General features: G+C 58.0%; 15 protein-coding genes and 1 pseudogene. 4 read left to right on the top strand and 12 right to left on the bottom strand.

Features of this window, described 5'->3' with window-relative positions; all coding sequences use genetic code 11:
- Positions 1–59 precede the first annotated feature (59 nt).
- Entirely contained in the window at positions 60–992 is a 933-nt protein-coding gene (gene kdgK / locus ACZZ0D_RS09775) for a 2-dehydro-3-deoxygluconokinase (RefSeq protein ID WP_463553068.1), read from the top strand.
- A gap of 115 nt (positions 993–1,107) precedes the next feature.
- On the opposite strand, the gene ACZZ0D_RS09780 is transcribed toward kdgK, so the two are convergent.
- Together ACZZ0D_RS09780 and ACZZ0D_RS09785 are read right to left on the bottom strand one after the other, a co-directional pair.
- Positions 1,108–1,383, bottom strand: a complete 276-nt coding sequence (locus tag ACZZ0D_RS09780) for a peptidylprolyl isomerase (protein WP_282357700.1) — start codon at positions 1,381–1,383, stop codon at positions 1,108–1,110.
- 51 nt (positions 1,384–1,434) lie between these two features.
- The gene (locus ACZZ0D_RS09785; RefSeq protein ID WP_463553069.1) at positions 1,435–3,972 is read right to left on the bottom strand and encodes a hybrid sensor histidine kinase/response regulator; all 2,538 of its coding nucleotides are present in this window, start codon (positions 3,970–3,972) and stop codon (positions 1,435–1,437) included.
- 129 nt (positions 3,973–4,101) lie between these two features.
- Here ACZZ0D_RS09785 and ACZZ0D_RS09790 point away from each other — a divergent pair, with 129 nt between their 5' ends.
- Together ACZZ0D_RS09790 and ACZZ0D_RS09795 are read left to right on the top strand one after the other, a co-directional pair.
- Positions 4,102–5,208, top strand: coding sequence for a PilT/PilU family type 4a pilus ATPase (locus tag ACZZ0D_RS09790; protein WP_463553070.1), 1,107 nt, complete (start codon positions 4,102–4,104; stop codon positions 5,206–5,208).
- Positions 5,209–5,450: 242 nt separating this feature from the next.
- Positions 5,451–5,795: a hypothetical protein gene (locus tag ACZZ0D_RS09795; protein ID WP_463553071.1), complete on the top strand. Its 345-nt coding sequence runs from the start codon at positions 5,451–5,453 to the stop codon at positions 5,793–5,795.
- 227 nt (positions 5,796–6,022) lie between these two features.
- Here ACZZ0D_RS09795 and ACZZ0D_RS09800 read toward each other — a convergent pair whose 3' ends face one another.
- The 10 genes and pseudogenes from ACZZ0D_RS09800 to ACZZ0D_RS09845 form a co-directional block, all read right to left on the bottom strand.
- A complete protein-coding gene (locus ACZZ0D_RS09800) occupies positions 6,023–7,978 on the bottom strand; it encodes an acetoacetate--CoA ligase (RefSeq protein WP_463553072.1) in 1,956 nt (651 codons plus the stop codon).
- 143 nt (positions 7,979–8,121) lie between these two features.
- Positions 8,122–8,895, bottom strand: a complete 774-nt coding sequence (gene hbdH, locus ACZZ0D_RS09805) for a 3-hydroxybutyrate dehydrogenase (RefSeq protein ID WP_400751567.1) — start codon at positions 8,893–8,895, stop codon at positions 8,122–8,124.
- 7 nt (positions 8,896–8,902) lie between these two features.
- Complete coding sequence (locus ACZZ0D_RS09810; RefSeq protein ID WP_463553073.1) at positions 8,903–10,294, bottom strand: GntP family permease; 1,392 nt, start codon at positions 10,292–10,294, stop codon at positions 8,903–8,905.
- Between the two features lie 286 nt (positions 10,295–10,580).
- Positions 10,581–11,987 (bottom strand): sigma-54 interaction domain-containing protein, encoded by a 1,407-nt coding sequence (locus tag ACZZ0D_RS09815; RefSeq protein ID WP_426620119.1) that lies wholly within the window; start codon positions 11,985–11,987, stop codon positions 10,581–10,583.
- Between the two features lie 136 nt (positions 11,988–12,123).
- A complete protein-coding gene (locus ACZZ0D_RS09820) occupies positions 12,124–13,698 on the bottom strand; it encodes an ABC transporter ATP-binding protein (RefSeq protein WP_463553074.1) in 1,575 nt (524 codons plus the stop codon).
- 14 nt (positions 13,699–13,712) lie between these two features.
- A complete protein-coding gene (locus ACZZ0D_RS09825; RefSeq protein WP_463553075.1) occupies positions 13,713–14,735 on the bottom strand; it encodes an ABC transporter permease in 1,023 nt (340 codons plus the stop codon).
- Positions 14,735–15,796, bottom strand: a complete 1,062-nt coding sequence (locus ACZZ0D_RS09830; RefSeq protein WP_463553076.1) for a microcin C ABC transporter permease YejB — start codon at positions 15,794–15,796, stop codon at positions 14,735–14,737. Before ACZZ0D_RS09830 ends, ACZZ0D_RS09825 begins: the two co-directional genes overlap by 1 nt.
- The gene (locus tag ACZZ0D_RS09835) at positions 15,796–17,664 is read right to left on the bottom strand and encodes an extracellular solute-binding protein (RefSeq protein WP_159812375.1); all 1,869 of its coding nucleotides are present in this window, start codon (positions 17,662–17,664) and stop codon (positions 15,796–15,798) included. Before ACZZ0D_RS09835 ends, ACZZ0D_RS09830 begins: the two co-directional genes overlap by 1 nt.
- Before the next feature lie 135 nt (positions 17,665–17,799).
- Positions 17,800–18,082, bottom strand: a pseudogene (locus ACZZ0D_RS09840) (peptidylprolyl isomerase).
- 95 nt (positions 18,083–18,177) lie between these two features.
- Positions 18,178–19,047, bottom strand: a complete 870-nt coding sequence (locus tag ACZZ0D_RS09845; RefSeq protein ID WP_463554787.1) for a lipase family alpha/beta hydrolase — start codon at positions 19,045–19,047, stop codon at positions 18,178–18,180.
- Positions 19,048–19,382: 335 nt separating this feature from the next.
- On the opposite strand from ACZZ0D_RS09845, the gene ACZZ0D_RS09850 reads away from it, so the two are divergent.
- A complete protein-coding gene (locus ACZZ0D_RS09850; RefSeq protein ID WP_463553077.1) occupies positions 19,383–20,561 on the top strand; it encodes a hypothetical protein in 1,179 nt (392 codons plus the stop codon).
- Positions 20,562–20,601: the final 40 nt, after the last annotated feature.

Consider the following 20,601-nt stretch of genomic DNA (forward strand, 5'->3'; position numbering starts at 1 on the left):
GAGCCTGCTCGCGAAGAGGCCCGCCCAAACACCATCGAACGACCAGAGACACCGCCAACATGAACACCCTAAGCCCCCTGGGCCCCAACACCCCACGCATCGCCCTGATCGGCGAATGCATGATCGAGCTCCAGCAGCGCGCCGACGGCAGCCTCCAGCAAAGTTTCGGCGGCGACACCTTGAACACCGCTGTCTACCTGTCCCGAGCCCTGGGCGACAAGGCGCAAGTCGACTACGTCACCGCGCTCGGCGATGACAGCTTCAGCGACGCCATGTGCCAGATCTGGAAAGAAGAAGGCATTGGCCTGGCCATGGTGCAACGTCTGCCCGGTCGTTTGCCGGGCCTGTATTGCATCCAGACCGACGCCAATGGCGAACGTCGTTTCCTCTACTGGCGCAACGAAGCGGCCGTCCGCGATTGCTTCACCACGCCGGCCGCCGAGCCGATTCTGGCCGCGCTGCCGGATTACGACGTGTTGTATTTCAGCGGCATCACCCTGGCCGTGCTCGGTGCGCAAGGGCGCGAGAAACTCATCCAGACCCTGATCGAAGCCCGCCAACGTGATGCGCGGATCGTTTTCGACAACAACTACCGTCCACGTTTGTGGGCGTCGGTGGACGATGCGCGGGCGGCGTATCGCAGTGTCCTGCCGTATGTTGACCTGGCCTTGCTGACGGTGGATGACGAACAGGCACTGTTTGGTTTCGCTGATTGCGATGAGGTGTTCGCCACGTACGCGCAAATCGGTACGCCGGAAGTGGTGCTCAAGCGAGGTGCCGAGGCATGCCTGATTGGCTGTGAAGGCGAAGCGTTTGAAGTGCCGGCGCAGAAAGTCGAGAAAGTCGTGGATACGACGGCGGCGGGGGATTCGTTCAGTGCGGCGTATCTCGCGGCGCGATTGATGGGCGACAGTCCTGAAGAGGCCGCGCGGGCCGGGCATCAATTAGCAAGCCGAGTCATTCAAGTTCCTGGTGCACTGATCCCCAGATAGATTCTGAATGGCCGCTTGCTGCGCAATCGGTTCGCGAGCAAGCCCGCTCCCACAGGAGAATGCGTTCCAAATGTGGGAGCGGGCTTGCTCGCGAATAGGCCCTTAAGCCAACACGTCAATCGCGGTAAAAAACCTGCACCAGGTGATACCCGAACTTGCTCTTGATCGGCCCATGCACCGTGCGCAGCGGCTTCTTGAAGATCACCGCATCAATCGCGCCGACCATCTGCCCCGGCCGCACCTCCCCCAGATCACCGCCGCGCTTGCCGGACGGGCAGGTCGAGAATTTTTTCGCCAGCACATCAAACGCTTCACCCTTGGCGATGCGTTGTTTGAGCTGTTCGGCCTCGTCGGCAGTTTTCACCAGAATGTGGCGGGCTTGGGCTTTCATCGTGCGGTACCTGATAACGGGGTGACGGCGGGGCGCGGATTATGCCTCAAGTCACGGAGTTTGGCTGAGCATCGTGCGGATCTTGCTGGCCAGCAGTTCCAACGCAAACGGTTTGGCGACCATGTCCATACCGCCCTCAAGAAAGCCCTGACGCTCGGCGGCTTTTTGCGCGTAGCCGGTCATGAACAACACCTTCAGCCCTGGGCGATGCTGACGGGCAATCTCCGCCAGTTGTCGACCGTTCATGCCCGGCAGGCCGACATCGGTCACCAGCAAATCAATACGCGAGTCGGATTCCAGCAAGGGCAGGGCGGACGTCGCGTCTTGCGCTTCATACCCGCGATAACCCAACTCTTTCAACAGATCGAGCACCAGCATGCGCACCGCCGGGTCATCCTCGACCACCATCACGGTCTCGCCACTGGCTGTGGGAGGCGTAACGCTCACCGGTTCAACCTCGGCGGCTTGCAGTTCAGGCGTTTTCAGTCGCGGCAGATACAAACGCACACACGTGCCTTGACCGGGCACGCTGTCGAGGCTGACATGGCCGCCCGATTGCTGGGCAAACCCGTAAATCATCGACAGCCCCAACCCCGTGCCCTGACCAATCGGTTTGGTGGTGAAAAACGGATCGAACGCTTTCGAGCGCACAGATGGCGTCATGCCGGTGCCGTTGTCGCTGACCGCGAGCATCAAATAATCGCCAGCCTTGACCGGTTCCAGCGTGGTGATGTCACTGCCATCGAGGTAAACGTTGGCCGTCTCGATCAGCAGTTTGCCGCCGTCGGGCATCGCATCGCGAGCATTGATCACCAGATTGAGCAGGGCGTTTTCCAATTGGCTGACATCGGTGCTGACCGGCCAGGCATTGTCGGTCAGACGCAGTTCGAGCTTGATCGGATCGCCTTTGGTGCGGCGAATCAGGTCTTCAAGCGAATGCACCAGTTCGTTGACATCCAGTTTCTTGCGATCCAGCGACTGACGCCGGGAGAACGCCAGCAACCGATGAGTCAGCGCTGCCGCTCGATTCGCCGAGGACACGGCCGCTTCGGTAAAACGACCGATCTCGTCGGCACGACCGTTGGCGATGTAGCGCTGCATCAGGTCGAGACTGCCGATGATCCCGGTCAACATGTTGTTGAAGTCGTGGGCGATACCGCCGGTGAGCTGGCCGACCGCTTCCATTTTCTGCGCGTGACGCAATGCATCTTCGGCACGCTCACGCTCGAACATCTCGTTTTGCAAACGCTGGTTGGCCTGCGCCAATTGCTCGGTGCGGGCGCTGACCCGTTCCTCGAGTGTCTCGTTGAGATTGCGCAGCGCTTCTTCGGTCTTTTTCCGCTCGGTTTCATCAATCACAAAAATATAGAAACCGTTGACCGCGCCATCCGGCCCGTGGCGCGGCACGTAATTCATCAGCGCGTGGCGCGTGCTGCCGTCGCGATGGGAGGTGTACAGGCTGAACGAGCACGACCGGCCCGCGAGTGCTTCAGCAATGTACGGCGCCCGCAGGAAATACGCTTCTTCACCGATAACATCACGAATGGTGCGCCCGAACAGCTCCTGCGGGGTTAAGCCGTACCAGTCCAGATAAGCGGCGTTGTTCAGGCGAAAACGTTCTTCCTGATCGACATAGCTGATCAGGATCGGCATCGCGTTCATGATCAGTTGCAGTTCGGTCTGGCTCTGACGCAGCGCCTGTTCGGTGTGTTTGCGTTCGGTCAGATCCAGCGCGGCCCCGAGAAAACGCATGGGCCGGCCATGGTGATCCTTGTAGCAACGGCCTCGGGCAAACACCCAGCGCAACTCACCGTTGGGTTGCAACAGGCGGTATTCCTCGGCGTATTCGGTGCCGTGGGTGATGCAATGTTTGATGCTGCGGGCAACCATCGCGCGGTCTTCGGGGTGCACGCCTTGCAGGTATTCGCTGATCGGCAACTGACTGGCACGTACCGGGTCGACGCCATGCAACTGCGCGAAATGCGCGTCGGCAATAAAGCGGTCCTCGCCAATGTCCCAATCCCAAGTGCCAACCGCATCGGTTGCAGCGAGGGCCAATTGCAGACGTTCTTCGGTTTCCTGCTGGGCCTTCAAACTTTGTTCGGAGCGTTGCTGCAGTTCCAGGGCAATGCGTCGACGTTCATTGGTTTCGATGGCCGTGACCAGAATCCCGGCGACCTGCGCATTTTCATCGCGGATAGGGCTGTACGTCAGATCAAGCCAGAAGTCGGATTCCTGCCCGTCGCGTTGCAAGGTGAAACGCCTTTCACTGTAGGTGCGCACCTGGCCTTGTAGGACGGCGCTGTAAATCGGGTCAGTGAATTCTCTAAGTTCCGGCCATATCTGGTGTGCAGGCTGTCCGAAAGCGTGCGGATGCTTGTGGCCGGCGAGCAACGCGAAGCCGTTGTTGTAGATCTGCGTCAGTTGCGAGCCCCACAGCAGCAACATCGGCATGGGCGAGTGAATCACGATGTCCACCGCAGTGCGCAGGCTCTGCGGCCAAGTGCCAGCGGCGCCCAACGGGCTGCGACTCCAGTCGGTGCGGGCAATCAGAGCCTGGGCGTCATCAGTGTTCGGTACAGCGTTCATCGTTGGATCCTGAGGTTCGGTCGGTGAGGCGGCGTCTACTATGCTTGCAGAACGGTAGACGCTATGGGGCCGGGCGCGTCACGCGGCGGCTCATTTCGATCATTCAATGCTTCGCGGGTGTTTTTTGCCATGGAAATCGATGCACTGTTAACTCAACTGGCCAGCAAACACGGCTCGGATCTGTTTCTGTCGACGGGCGCGCCACCCAGCGCACGTTTCGACGGCGTACTGACCGCGCTGAGCGATCAGCCGTTCAAACCCGGTGAAGTGGCTGCCATCGCCACTTCTCTGATGGACGCCGAGCAGCGCCGCGAGTTCGAACGGGATCTGGAAATGAACCTGGCGATCTCGCGTACCGGCGTCGGACGTTTCCGGGTGAACATCTTTAAACAGCGTAACGACGTCTCGCTGGTAATCCGAAACGTGAAGCTGGACATTCCACGCTTTGAAGATCTGAAGTTACCGGCGGTGTTACTCGAGACGGTGATGCTCAAGCAAGGCCTGATATTGATTGTCGGGGCGACCGACTCTGGAAAATCCACCACGCTTGCGGCGCTGATTGATCACCGAAACCGTCACAGCACCGGGCATATCGTCACCATTGAAGACCCGATCGAGTACATCCACCGCCACCAGCGCTCGATCATCAACCAGCGGGAAGTCGGGGTCGATACTCGCAGTTTCCATGCGGCACTGAAAAACACCCTGCGCCAAGCGCCAGACGTGGTCATGATCGGCGAAATCCGCGACCGGGAAACCATGGAACATGCGCTGGCATTTGCTGAAACCGGGCATCTGGTGTTGTCGACTTTACATGCGCACAACGCCAATCAGGCATTGGAGCGCATCGTGAATATGTTTCCGGAAGAGCGTCGTCCGCAGCTCACACAGGCATTGGCAAACAACCTCAGGGCCTCAGTTTCGCAGCGCCTGGTGCGCACGCTCGATGGGCAACGACGTGCGGCCATTGAAGTCATGTTGGGAACACCGACCATTGCAGATTTGATTCGCCGTCATGATTTGAATGAACTTAAAAATATAATAGAGAAGTCGGCAGATGTGCAGATGCAAACATTTGATCAGGCGCTTTATCAATTGTTTGTAGAGGGGGCTGTTGATGAGGCTGAGGCAGTAAAGCATGCTGATTCGGCCAATAATTTAAGGCTGCGACTGAAGTTGTATTCAGAGTTGTCAGTCGATGAAAAAAAACCTTCTGCAGATTGGGGGTTGGTTTGAATTCGTAATGACTGTTGATTATCCGCAGAAGTGAAATAAGATTTTATGGTTCTCCGGTTTCTGTGTTTTCGTTTCTGGATAGTATCCATCTCGGTTTAATTAATGATCGAGTGGAGTGTTCTGGATATGAAAGCAAGAATTGATTTTGCTGATCGCGTGGGTGGTTATGTTTCATGCGTCTACGCTGACGAAGCAGAGCGTAAGAGCGTTATAGCTGAAGCGGTAGGCCATGGGGCAGAAAAATGCTCGACTTCACGGGAACGCCACAGACGGCCCTGCCGCTTGCGAATAAAAGTCTGCCGGACAGTTACACCCGTGACGTAATCAGGCAGGCTATGCCAATGGTCGACAGGGAAATTTCTTCAGCGATCGAGATATTGTCCAAACCGGCGTCGATTATAAAAACCGATGTTGTACTGGGCTTGTTTTTTGGATCGATGCCGGAGATGCGAGACAAGCTCATGGCCTTCTTGAGAATCGTCAGGATTGACATTACTGGTTGGTCGATTAGTAACTTCTTTGGCAGAGTCGCAAACGCACTCAACGGTCCGCTATCACAGCGCATCGCGCGCGCTGGAAAATGCTGACACCTTTGCCGTGACAACGGCATTACTGCACCAACTCACGGTTAATGAGCCAATGTTTGCGCGAAATCTTGAGGCAATTGTTAATGCCGTTGGCGCCAGTGCGAATAAGCCCATCGTGGGCGAGGTCTGGATGGAGCTGAACACTCGATAAGCGCTGCGATAAAAGCTGCGACAAGAATGCCTGCACCGATACCGCGAAGTGATCTGCGCTATCGGTGCCTGCTGGCTTAGTCTTTGAGCTCCGGGCGATCGCGATATTGCTCAAGTGCCTGCGGATTAGCCAGAGCATCAGTGTTTTTGACGGTATCGCCGTGAACGACGTTTCTAACGGCCAGTTCCACGACTTTGCCGCTGATGGTGCGAGGAATATCGCTGACCTCAACGATTTTCGCCGGCACATGCCGTGGCGTGGTGTTGGCACGAATGACCTGGCGAATCTGCTGTTGCAGGGTTTCATCCAGTTCAATGCCGTCCTTCAGGTGCACGAACAGCACGACGCGTACGTCATCCAGCCATTGCTGACCGATGGCCACACTGTCGAGTACTTGCGGGATTTTCTCAACCTGACGGTAAATTTCGGCGGTGCCGATGCGCACGCCTCCCGGATTGAGCACGGCGTCCGAGCGGCCGTGGATCAACATCGCCCCGTGGGGCAACTCTTCAGCGTAATCTCCCTGCGCCCACGTCCCGGGAAACAGATTGAAATAGGATTGCCGCAGTTTCTCGCCATCCGGATCATTCCAAAGGCCTATAGGCATCGCCGGGAAATGCCGGGTACACACCAGCTCACCTTTCTCACCGATGACCGCTTGGCCCGCGTCGTTCCAGACCTCGACCGCCATACCGAGGCTCTTGCCCATCATTTCGCCACGGCGTACGGGGGACATTGGATTGCCGTTGACGAAGCACGAAACAATGTCGGTACCCCCGGACATGGAGCTCAGGCACACGTCGGGTTTGACGTCGCGGTAGACGAAGTCGTAACTGCGTGGCGCCAGTGCCGAGCCAGTGCAAAGCAACGTTTTCAGGCTGCTCAAATCGTGGCTTTCGCGGGGTTTTACACCGTTGCTTTCGAGCGCGGCGAGGAATTTCGGACTGGTGCCGAAGACGCTGATGCGTTCATCGTCGATCAGATCCAGCAAGCGTTCGTTGTCGGGCTGAAACGGTGAGCCGTCGTACAACACCACTGCGCTACCGACGGCCAGCGCGGACACCAGCCAGTTCCACATCATCCAGCCGCACGTCGTGTAGTAGAACAAACGGTCGCCGGAACCTAGATCGACGTGCAGGCCATGTTCTTTAACGTGTTGCAGTAAAACGCCGCCGGTACCGTGGATGATGCATTTCGGCACACCGGTGGTGCCGCTGGAATACAACACGTAGAGCGGATGCGCGAAAGGCACCGGTATAAAAAGCGGCTCGCCGCCAGTCACGTAAAAGCCATCCCATAGCGTGACGTTTGCCAGGGTGTGGTAATCCTCGGCGCGGGCATGGGGCCGCGCGTACGGTACGACAATCAACTGTTGCAACGTCGGCAACTGTTCGAGGATTTCATTGAGCTTGGAGGTCTGGTCGATTTCGTTACCGGCATATCGGTAGCCCGCGCAGGTGATCAACACTTTCGGTTCAATCTGCCCAAAACGATCAATCACGCCATGGGTACCGAAATCGGGCGACGAGCACGACCAGATGGCACCGAGACTGGTGGTGGCCAACATCGCCACCAGCGTCTGCCAGGTGTTGGGCATACATGCGGCAACACGATCGCCGCTGACGACCCCGGCGGCTTGCAGGCTGGCTTGAAATCCGGCGACCTGTTGCGCCAGTTCGGCCCAGGTCAGTTGTTCACGCTGGCCATTTTCAGCCACCGCAACAACGGCGACGGCATCGTCGCGACGGCGCAGCAGGTGCTCGGCGAAATTCAATGTGGCGCCCGGAAACCATTCAGCGCCGGGCATTTTTGCGCCTTCACGCAGCACCGCATCAGGTTGCGTATGGAAGCGGATATCGAAGAAATCAACGATGGCTTGCCAGAATTCTGCGCGCTGCTCGACGCTCCATTGGTGCAGATCGGCGTAGCTGTCGAGGTTCAAGCCATGACGCTGATTGATCGAGCGGCGGAAGGTGTCCATCCGCGATTGGGCAATACGGGTGGCATCGGGTTGCCAGAGGATGTCGGACATGGATTGCCTCTTGTTGTATTCATCTACAAATTCACACATAACCCCTGTGGGAGCGGGCTTGCTCGCGAAAGCGGTGAATCAGTCAATGATGATGGTGACTGACACACCGCATTCGCGAGCAAGCCCGCTCCCACAAAAGCGGGTCACTGCGCTAGCCAGCCACCATCAATATTCCATGCCGCCCCACGCACCTGGCTGCCTGCCTCACTGCACAAAAACAGCACCAATTCCCCCAGATGCTGCGGCGTCACAAACTCCAGTGACGGCTGTTTCTCAGCCAGCAAATCGTGCTGTGCTTGCTGCGGTTCAACGCCCTTGGCCGCGCGATCATCGATCTGCTTCTGCACCAGCGGCGTCAACACCCAGCCCGGGCAGATCGCGTTGCAGGTGACGTTACTGGTCGCGGTTTCCAGGCCGACCACTTTGGTCAAACCAATCACGCCATGCTTGGCCGCAACATACGCCGCTTTGCCCGTCGAGCCGACCTGACCGTGCACAGACGCAATGTTGATGATCCGGCCCCAACCCTTGGTGCGCATGCCCGGCAAGCTCAGGCGAGTGCTGTGAAATACCGACGACAGATTGATCGCAATAATCGAATCCCAGCGCTCCACCGGAAACTCTTCTACCGCCGCGACATGCTGGATGCCGGCATTGTTGACCAGAATGTCCACGCCACCGAACTCGCGCTCGGCGTAGGCGATCATGTCGGCGATCTGCGCCGGGTCGCTGACATCGGCGGGGTGATGGCCGACCTTGCCGCCGAACTGGCCGACTTCGGCAATCACGGCGGAGGCATCACCGAAACCGTTGAGAATCAGATTGGCGCCGGCCTTGGCCAGGCTCAGCGCGATGCCCAGACCGATGCCGCTCGTGGAACCGGTAACCAGTGCGGTTTTGCCCGTAAGAGTGGTCATGAATACCTCACACAATGCCAGTGGCGTAGAAAGTGCCGATCACTACGAAAACCGCGAGGGTCTTGATCAGCGTAATACAGAAAATGTCTTTATAGGCTTCACGGTGGGTCAGGCCGGTGACCGCGAGCAGCGTGATTACCGCGCCGTTGTGCGGCAGGGTGTCCATGCCACCACTGGCCATCGCGGCCACGCGGTGCAGCACTTCCAGCGGAATATTCGCCGCATGCGCTGCTGCGATAAATTGCTCGGACATGGCCGCCAACGCAATGCTCATGCCGCCGGAAGCAGAGCCGGTGATGCCGGCCAGCAGGGTCACGGTAATCGCTTCATTGACCAGCGGATTGGGAATGCCTTTGAGCCAGTCCGCCAGCACCAGAAAACCAGGCAGGGACGCGATCACCGCACCAAAGCCGTATTCCGAAGCAGTGTTCATCGCCGCCAGTAACGCACCGCTGACCGCACTTTTGCTGCCTTCGGCAAGTTTGCTGCGAATCGCTTTAAAGCCGAAGGCGAGCACCATCAGAATGCCCACCAACAATGCCGCCTGAACCGCCCAGATCGCCGTCAATTTGGCGATTTCGGTGGTGACCGGCGTGGCCATCCCCGGCAACGCGAGGCTGTGGGTTTTGCCGTACCACTGCGGAATCCATTGGGTAAACAGCAGGTTCATGATGCCCACCGCGAGCAGCGGCGACAGCGCGATCCACGGATTAGGCAGCTTCAGATCTTCAGCAGTCTCCGGTTCGTTACGCAGTGCCGTGCCGTAACCTTCGCCGGCCCGTTGCGCCTTGTTGCGCTGACGCTGCAGAAACAACATGCCGGCGCAAAACACGAAGATTGTGCCGATTAAACCCAGCCAAGGCGCGGCCCACGCGGTGGTGTTGAAGAAGGTGCTGGGGATGATGTTCTGGATTTGCGGGGTGCCGGGCAGGGCGTCCATGGTGAAGGAAAACGCGCCGAGGGCGATGGTCGCTGGAATCAGCCGTTTGGGGATGTTGCTCTGGCGGAACATCTCCGCCGCAAACGGGTAAACGGCAAACACCACCACGAACAGCGAAACGCCGCCGTAAGTGAGCAGGGCGCAGACCAGCACGATGACCAGCATCGCCTGTTTGGTGCCGAGCAGTTTGATCGCAGCGGCGACAATCGAGCGCGAGAACCCCGAGAGTTCGATCAGCTTGCCGAACACGGCGCCGAGCAAAAATACAGGGAAATAGAGTTTGATGAACCCGACCATTTTCTCCATGAACACCCCGGTGAACGCAGGGGCGACGGCGGAAGGGTCGGTGAGCAGGACGGCGCCGAGCGCGGCGATCGGGGCAAAAAGGATAACGCTGTAGCCACGGTAAGCGGCGAGCATCAGCAGCGCGAGGGCTGCCAAGGCAATGATCACACTCATGGTGTGTCTCTCCGGAGTTGTTATTTTTGTGGGTGGTGCGGTGTGGGAGAGGGTATAGCTAGATTTGTGCCAGGTGTTTAAGTTATTGATATATATGGGTTTGTCGTGGTAATTGGCGCCAACTTATGAAGTGTTGTCTCTTTTTTGAGATGTTCGTTGCCTGTGACGACCTCTTCGTGAGCAAGCCCACTCCCACCTTTGGAATGCGTTCCCCTGTGGGAGTGGGCTTGCTCACGAAGCTTTTGATCTTGTCTTTAGACCGAGAATTATGTCTCGTATATGAGACTCAGGCGATCCCCAGTGCCACCATTTTCTTATACAATGTCGACCGCCCAAGGCCGAGCCGAGCCGCCGCCTCCGGCACTTTCCCTGCACATTGCGCAAGTGCGGCCTCAATCAATTGCCGATCAAACCGCTCCCGCGCTTGAGCGAATGTCTCCTCACTTGGCGCTTCAAGTGTGGGCGCCGACGCACGCTCAACCGGGCTCAGCGGCCCGATTGCTGCACGAATGTCACTCTCCGTCAGCATCAAGTCATCACTGAGCAACGCCGCGCGCTCGAGCACATTACGCAACTCGCGAATATTCCCCGGCCAGGCATGCTGCCCAAGCAGATCCAGAGCATCACGGTGCAGCTCATGCTGACTGCGCAGTTCCTCCAGAATCGCTTCACTGAGCGCAGGCAGATCATCAAGACGCTCGCGCAACGGCGGCACCTGAATCGGCAGGACATTGAGGCGGTAATACAAATCGGCACGGAACTCACCGCGTTTGATCGCCGCTTGCAAATCGGTCGAAGTGGCAGCTATCACCCGCACATCGCTCTGAATCACCTCGTTCGAGCCTACCGGTTCAAATTCCTTTTCCTGCAAAACCCGCAGCAGTTTGCTTTGCAGCGGCAGCGGCATGTCGCCGATCTCGTCAAGAAACAACGTGCCGCCCTGGGCGATTTGCAATTTGCCGGTGCGGCCCTTGCGGTCGGCGCCGGTGAACGCGCCCGGCGCTGTGCCGAAGAATTCCGCTTCCAGCAGCGCTTCAGGAATCGCCGCGCTGTTGATGCTGACGAACGCCTTGTGCGCACGCGGCGAAGCACTGTGAATCGCCTGCGCCAACAGCTCTTTGCCGGTACCGGTTTCACCGAGCAGCAACACCGGCGACTCGGCACTGGCGCTGCGTCGGGCGCGGCGTTTGACTTCAAGGCTGGCGGCGCTGGTACCGATGAAGTGGGCGAAGTTGTATTTGGTCTGCCGTGCGCGCAGCAGTGAACGGGTCGAGGCCAATTCTTCCTGCATGCTCAGGTAGCGCTTGAGCATCGGCGATAGCGTGCGCAACTCGTCGAACAAGGCGAAACCGATGGCGCCAATGACGGTGCCGGCGTCGTCATGGATCGGCAGGCGCATGACGACCAACGGTTCTTTCGGTGTGTCTTGCATGTCGAGCAGGATCGGCCGCCCGGTGCGCACCACTTCACGCAGGAGGCTGCCGGGGATCACGCTTTCGCAAGGCTTGCCGATAGCGCCTTCAGCGGAGTCGAGGCCAAATCGGCGCGCGTAACGCTCATTCATCCAGACGATATTGGCATCACGATCGACGATCACCGTGCCTTCGCTGGACTGCTCGATGATCTCGAACAACGAGCGGATCGCCAGCGTGCGCACGCGTTGGTAGTCCTTGAGGCTTTCGGTGGTGTTCATCTGAGAGCTGATCCTGATTGTGTATTGCCAGTGGCGGCCCTATCGCGAGCAAGCCCGCTCCCACAGGGGGAATGCATTGCAAATGTGGGAGCGGGCTTGCTCGCGAATGCCGCGATGCGGTCTAACAGAGAAATGCCTACCCCGGATGCGCCGCCGCCAAAAGCTCTTTGGTATACGGATGCTGCGGCGAATCAAACACATCATGACTGGCGCCGCGCTCGACCACTTTGCCGTCCTTGATCACGATCATGTCGTGCGCCAAGGCGCGCACCACCGCCAGATCATGGCTGATGAACAGATAGGTCAATCCGTGCTTCTCCTGCAAATCGCGAAGGAGGGCGACCACTTGTTTCTGCACGGTGCGATCCAGCGCCGAAGTCGGTTCATCCAGCAATATAAGCGCCGGTTTCAGCACCAGCGCCCGCGCGATGGCAATACGCTGACGCTGCCCGCCGGAAAACTCATGAGGGTAACGATGACGACTTTCCGGGTCGAGACCGACTTCCTTGAGCACACGGATCACTTGCGCATCGCATTCATCGGCGGTGGATTCGCAATGCACCTCCAGACCTTCGCTGATGATCTGCGCCACGGACATGCGCGGGCTGAGGCTGCCGAACGGGTCCTGAAAGACCACCTGCATCTGCCGACGCCATGGCCGCAGTTGTTTCTGGTTGAGCCCGTCGAGCGCTTCGCCCTGAAAACGGATGCTGCCTTCGGAGTCGAGCAAGCGCAGAATCGCCTGACCCAGCGTTGATTTGCCCGAACCGGACTCGCCGACGATTCCCAAGGTTTTGCCACGCTGAATGGTCAGGCTGATACCGTCCACTGCGCGCAAATACTGTTTGCGCTGAAACAGACCGCCGCCCAAGGCAAAATCGACCCGTAGATCCTCGACTTCCAGCACGTTCTCGCGCTCATCGCGGGGCAGCGCTTCGCCCTCGGGCTCGGCGTTGAGCAAGACGCAGCTGTACGGATGCTTCGGTTCGGTAAACAAAATCTCGCACGGCGCCTGCTCGACAATTTCCCCGGCCTTCATCACGCAAACCCGCTGGGCGATGCTGCGCACCAGATTGAGGTCATGGCTGATCAGCAGCAGCGACATGCCGAGGCGTTGTTGCAGGGATTTGAGCAGCAGCAGGATCTTGCGCTGCACCGTCACGTCCAGCGCTGTCGTCGGTTCGTCGGCGATCAGCAATTCTGGTTCGCACGCCAGCGCCATGGCGATCATCACCCGCTGCCGTTGCCCGCCAGACAATTGATGCGGATAAGCCTTGAGGCGTTCTTCAGGCTTTTTGATGCCAACCAGTTGCAGCAATTCCAGAATGCGCGACTGCGCCGATTTGCCGCCGAGGCCACGGTGCAGCAACAGGGTTTCGCCGATCTGTTTTTCGATGGTGTGCAGTGGATTGAGCGAAGTCATCGGCTCTTGGAAAATCATCGCAATCCGATTGCCGCGCAGTTCACGCAAGACTTTGGGGTCAGCGCCGACCAACTCCTGGCCGCGATAACGAATGCTGCCGGTAGTGCGGGCATCGCATTCGGGGAGCAATTGCAGGATCGAATGCGCGGTCACCGATTTGCCTGAGCCCGACTCACCGACCAACGCCAGACACTCGCCGGGGCGAATGTCCAGACACAGGTTGCGCACCACGGTCTGGCCATTGAAGGCGACGTTGAGGTCGCGGATTTCGATCAGGTTGTCAGTCATCGTCAATCTCTGCTTCAAGAGCGTGGGTCGAAGGCGTCTCGCAACGCTTCGCCGATAAACACCAGCAACGACAGAATCAGTGCCAAGGTGAAAAACGCCGTCAAACCTAGCCATGGCGCCTGCAGATTCTGTTTGCCCTGACCGATCAGTTCACCCAGCGAGGCGCTGCCGGCAGGCATGCCAAAACCGAGAAAATCCAGCGCGGTCAGGGTAGAAATTGCACCGGTCAGAATAAACGGCAGATAGCTCAACGTGGCGTTCATCGCGTTGGGCAGGATGTGCCGGACAATCACTTTGCGATCAGTCAGCCCCAAGGCCCGCGCGGCTTTGACGTATTCCAGATTGCGCCCACGCAGGAACTCGGCGCGCACTACATCGACCAGTGCCAGCCACGAAAACAGCGCCATGATCCCCAGCAGCCACCAGAAATTCGGCTCGACGAAACCGGAGAGAATGATCAGCAGATACAACACCGGTAATCCCGACCAGACTTCCAGCAGGCGTTGCCCGATCAAGTCGACCCAGCCGCCGTAATAGCCTTGCAGCGCACCGGCCGCAATGCCGATCAGCGCACTGACAAACGTCAGCATCAACGCAAACAGAATCGACACGCGGGCGCCGAAAATCACTCGGGCCAGTACGTCCCGCGCCTGATCGTCGGTGCCCAGCCAGTTCACCGTTGTCGGTGGGCTCGGCGCCGGTTTGTTGAGGTCGTAATTGGGCGTGTCATCGCTGAACGGAATCGGCGGGAATAGCAGCCAGCCACCGTCCTTGCGGATCAGATTCTGCACGTACTCGCTACGATAATCGGCCTGAAACGGTAGTTGCCCGCCAAACTCCTGCTCGGTGTGACGCTTGAACACCGGGAAATACCATTCATCCTGATAGCTGACCATCAGCGGTTTGTCGTTGGCGATCAACTCGCCGCCCAACGTCAACGCAAACAGACCGATAAACAGCCACAACGACCACCAGCCCCGACGGTTTTTCTTGAAGCGCTCGAAGCGGCGACGGCCCAACGGCGAAAACTTGAACATCAGGCGTTCCTCGCGGCGAAGTCGATGCGCGGATCCACCAGCGTGTAGCAGAGGTCGCCAATCAGTTTTATCAGGAGACCAAACAGGGTGAAGATGAACAGCGAACCGAATACCACCGGATAGTCGCGGGAGACGGCCGCTTCGTAGCTCATGCGCCCGAGACCGTCGAGGGAAAAGATCACTTCGATCAACAACGAACCGGCGAAGAACACGCTGATGAACGCTTGAGGAATGCCTGACACCACCAGCAGCATCGCGTTACGAAACACATGCCCATAGAGCACGCGTCGCTCGCTCAAGCCTTTGGCCCGGGCAGTCACCACGTACTGGCGAGTGATTTCGTTGAGGAACGAGTTTTTGGTCAGAATCGTCAGCGTGGCGAATCCGCCGATCACCAGCGCCGTCACTGGCAACACCAAATGCCAGAAATAGTCAGTGATCTTGCCGAGTGTCGACAGCGATTCGAAGTTGTCCGAGACCAGACCGCGCACCGGGAACCAGTTCAGCGAAGTGCCGCCGGCAAACACCACGATCAGGAACATCGCAAAGAGGAACGCCGGCATCGCGTAACCAATGATGATTGCAGTACTGCTCCAGATATCGAAATGACTGCCGTGGTGCACGGCTTTGCGGATGCCCAGCGGAATCGATACCAGATAAGTGATCAGCGTCGCCCAAAGCCCTAGGGAAATGGTTACCGGCATTTTTTCCAGGATGAGGTCGGTCACCGTGGCGCCGCGAAAGAAGCTCTTGCCGAAGTCCAGTTGCCCGTAATTCTTCAGCATCAGCCACAGCCGTTCATGCGCGGGTTTGTCGAAGCCGTACTGTTTTTCGATGTCCTTGATCAGTTGCGGGTCGAGGCCGCGACTGGCGCGCGATGTACTGCTAATGGCTTCACTGGCACCACCACCGACATTGCCGCCGCCGATGCCTTGCAAGTGAGCGATGGCCTGTTCCACCGGGCCACCGGGCGCCGCTTGAATGATCACGAAGTTGACCAGCAGAATGATCACCAGTGTCGGAATGATCAGCAGCAGACGCCGCAGTATGTAACCCCACATCAGTGCGGCCCTCCGGGTTTGCCACGACCGATTTTCTCGGCCGTCATCTGTTGGTTGGTCAGCGGTGTGCTGCTGATTTCCCACCAACTCTCGATCGCTTCGTCATTGCTCGCTTGCACCGCCGGCATGCCGAAGCGGTTCCACCAGACCGTCGAGGTGCCCGGCGGGTAATAGTTGGGAATCCAGTAGTAATTCCATTGCAGCACCCGATCCAGTGCGTGGGCGTAATGCAGCATGTCGGATTGCGTCGAGGCGCGGATCAGGCCGTTGATCAGCGTATCGACGGCCGGATTTTTCAGCACCATGTAATTGTTGGCACCGGGATCGTTGGCCGAGGCCGAGCCGAAATAGTTGAGCAGCTCGCCGCCGGGGGAGGTGCTGACCGGGTAGCCAGTGACGATCATGTCGTAGTCGCGGCTCATCAGGCGATTGACGTATTGCGAGGAATCGATGCGGCGGATGTTGAGGTCGATGCCGATTTGTTTCAGCGTGCGTTTGTAAGGCAACAGCAAGCGATCCATGCCGTTCTGGCTGACCAGAAAAGTGAAGCTCAGCGGCTCGCCCTCGGCGTTGACCAACTGGTCGCCATCCGGTTTCCAGCCAGCCTGTTCCAGCAGCTGCAAGGCTTGCAGCTGTTTATCGCGGATCATCCCGCTGCCGTCGGTTTTCGGCGCTTCGAACACTTGGCTGAAGACTTCATCAGGCACCTGGCCACGCAGCGGTTCAAGGATCTGCAGCTCCTGCGCATCGGGCAGTTTTGACGCCGCGAGCTCAGTGTTGGAAAAGTAGCTTTGCTGGCGGATGTACAGGTTGCGCATCATCTGCCGGTTGCTCCACTCGAAATCCCAGAGCATGGCCAATGCCTGACGCACGCGACGATCCTGGAACATCGGCTTTTGCAGGTTGAACACAAAACCTTGCGCGGATTGCGGCGCCTCAGTGGCCAAATGAGCCTTTTGCAGGCGCCCGTCACTCAATGCCGGGCTGTCGTAACCGATCGAGTAACCGGTGGCCGAGAACTCGCGGTTATAGTCATAAGCGCCACCGCGCAGCACCTGGCGGGCGACGTCGGTGTCGCCGAAATACTCGATGCTGAAGTGATCGAAATTGTACAAGCCGCGACTGACCGGCAGATCCTTGCCCCACCAGTTGGCATTGCGTTCAAAAGTGATACTGCGTCCGGAGTCGACCTTGCCGACGCGATACGGGCCGCTGCCCAATGGCGCTTCATAGCCGCCACCGCCAGCGAAGTCACGGGTCTTCCACCAATGCTCGGGAAACACCGGCAGAGTGGCGATATCCAGTGGCAGAGTGCGGTTTTCATTGCTCTTGAAATCGAAGCGCACCGTCAGCGGCGCTTCGATTTCGACGCCTTTGACGTCGGCGAATTGCGTGCGATAGCGCAGGCTGCCTTGGGTCATCAACAAATCGTAGGTGTAGCGCACGTCCTCGGCGGTGATCGGCGTACCGTCGGCGAAACGCGCTTTCGGATTGATGAAAAAGCGCAAGGACAACCCATCGTCAGCGCGCTCGATCTTTTGCGCGACGAGGCCGTAGACGGTGTAAGGCTCATCCATCGAGCGCTGCGCCAGCGGCGAATAGAGCATGCCGTCGATCTGGGTGACACCGATGCCTTTGTCTATATAAGGAAGGACATGGTCGAAATGGCCGATCTCGATCGCCGAGCGGCGCATCGTTCCGCCCTTGGGCGCCTGCGGATTGGCGTAGTCGAAGTGGCTGAAACCGGCGGGGTATTTCGCCGGTTCGCCATAAACAGTCAATGCATGTTGCGGTGCCGCGCTCACACCTACGGCGCTCAACAGCAGCGTCACGGCAGTGAACATCAATGTGGGGAAAGCCAGTCGCATTGTCAGCCTTAGAGCCGGGTGATCGATAAGCGTAATTTGTACGCGAGCAACGCGCGGCTCGCCAGCCGTATCGTGTAACTGAAACACAACGGCCCACCAAAAGGCGGGCCGTTATGTTTCATTCAATGCGAAGGATCAGTCCTGACGGCTGGTCACTTCCAGCAGGTGATAACCGAACTGGGTTTTCACCGGGCCTTGCACGGTGTTGACCGGTGCGCTGAATACTACGGTGTCGAATTCCTTGACCATCTGGCCAGGACCAGAACGAACCGAGGTCGCCGCCCTGACGGCTGGAAGGGCAGGTGGAGTTGGCCTTGGCCACTTCGGCGAAATCAGCACCGGCTTCGATCTGGGCTTTGAGTTCGTTGCACTTGTCTTCGCTGGCAACAAGGATGTGACGGGCAGTGGCTTTAGCCATGGGGAAAATCTCCAATCAATATCAGTAAAGTGCGGAGCCTACCGGATTCAGTGGGCGATTTCTCGGCAAAGTTCCGTTTGCGTGACGCGGCAACTTCACAGGTTAGCTGCCTGCAGGCGGCGGGCATGCGCCACGTAGAGTTCGATCGGATCCGGTGATACTGCGCGCAAGGCGCTTGCGCTACGCAGAATGGACAGATGGTCAAACGGGTAGTCCGAACGGATCACTTTCCCCAGGTGAGAACTGAAGCGGCCGACAAACCCGTCGTTTTGGCCAGCGTCTTTTTTGAAGTATCTGGCCAGGTTTCGGCAGATGTGCTCCACCGGATCGAGCGTTGGCTGACTGTGATCCGGCAACGTGCCGCTCCAGGAATAGTAATGAACATCATTGACCGACTCTTGCCCTTGGCCGCCCCAACTGTCGGGCAGGCCCTGAGGGTATTTTTCGTTGAAGCGGCCAACGCCTTGCGTCGTCAAGGCGCCAAGCGCAGCGATCGCATTCTGCGGCATTGCTATGCGGCCACTGAGCACCGACAAAAAATCGGCAAACAACGTGACAACGGTCTGCGCGACTTTTTCTGGCAGTTGTCCGGGAATCAGTGCTTCACGCAGCACATCGGCCAATTCCGAACCCTGGTTGGGGCCACTCACCGATGTCACGGAAGCGACGGCGTGTGGGGCAAGCGCCGCAGCGTATCGGGCGGCGAGTGCGCCCTGACTGTGGCCGATCAGATTGACTTTGCTCGAATCGGTACCCCTGAGCACCCGGTCGATTTGCTGCAACAATTGTTCACCGCGCATTTCGTTGTCATGGGTGGCTGAAAGATGCGGTACAAACACTCGGCAGCCAACAGCCTGAAGTGCTTTCTTGACGTCGTGGAAGAGTTCGAAGGAGCCAATACGCTCGAATCCGAACAGGCCATGTACCAGCAGGATCGGGTACTGAGTTGTAGCATTCCGTTGCATGTTGACTACCTTTTCGCAGAGGTTCTGGGTGAAATCTGCGTGCCACTCTAAAACAGTCATTCCGTTAGCGAAGTACGAATAAGCCTCGGTTGTCGTTGGAATCTGGACTAGAAGCTGTACGAAACTTCGGAAAGTGCTGAAATCCAGCTCCTATTCTTTGGACGTCTATCGGACGGCGTGTTGGTTTTTCTTGCGGCTTGCCTACTTTGCGTGATGCCTTTGCCTCCGTGCTTAAAGGCAATCGGCTGATATCCATTGAATGATTGAGCGCGTTAAATAGGGGCAGTCAACGCAGTCATTGACGACAGCGTTTAATCCAAGGAATGGAGGCACCCATGACTACGCATGAAGCACATCTGTCAGTCGCGTCAGCGCAGAGCCCAGGCACTTTTCAGCAGCGCTGGGTTGCACCGGATAAACAGGGCGCGCTGAGTTTTAAAGCGGATGAAACGTCGCTGGAGTTCTGCTTTCGAGCGGGCAATACCCTGGATGCCGAGGCAGTGCTTTCATTGCCCGCACCCAATCTTGACTCGATGACGCAAGCCGTACTTGACCCGTCCCTGAAGAGGGCCATCGTCCGGATCCCGCCTTACCCGAACATGGCGTGCGGCGATAAAGTGCTGTTGCGTTGGGAAGGGCTCGATATCGATGGGTTCACCTATCAACATGAAAGCGCTCGTTTCGTCAGCGAAGCACAGGTCGGCAAGGAAATCGTATTCGTCATCAAAGGCGTGCATGTCGCGGCGCTGGATGGTGGCTCGCTGGAAATCTACTGGACGCTTTACAGTGCCAAACAAGCGCAACCGGTCACGTCGGCAAAGTTGCAACTGGACGTCGGCGATGTTCGCCCGAGATTGCTTGCGCCCTATGTCGAAGAAGCGGTTGGCGCAATCCTTGATCCTGAGCGACTCAGCGAAGGCACCTGCATCAGCCTTCGACCGTATTCCCGTATGACCGAAGGCGACAGAGTGTTGTTGACCTGGCAAGGCGCTGTTCTGACGGAGGTGTTTAACGATGCATTGACCCTACAGTCGTTGGCGGTAGGCAATACGCTGTCTTTCTGGATTGGTGCTGATCTTATTGCGGGACATCTTGGCGGCGAAGTGACAGCGCGTTATCGGGTTGAACCGAAAACAGGCGAGGCGCGAGATTCCGACATCGCAACCTTTGTCATCGCACCTTTGATTCGTGGTTTGCTCGAGGCGCCGGATGTCCTCGAAGCTCAGGACGACGTGCTTGATGTGGTGGACTCAACGGATGGCATCACCGTCGTGATCGGCAATGCCCAAGCTCAAGAGGGAGAGTTGGTCTATCTCAAGTGTGATGGTGATTACTTCAACCATCGTGACGAGCGTGAGATTACCCGCGAGTCAGCGGGGCAGCCGTTGGTGTTTATCGTGCCCCACCGGTTCTGGCGTGAGCATCAGGGCTCGACTGTGCGCATCGCCTATTCAGTGGAGCGCTCGGATGATGACAGTCAAGCTTCCGCGATAACGTTGCTACGGGTTGAGTAGCACGATTGCCCTCCGGTGCGAAAAGTACCGGAGGGCGTTG

Source organism: Pseudomonas sp. AC193, assembly GCF_979258075.1.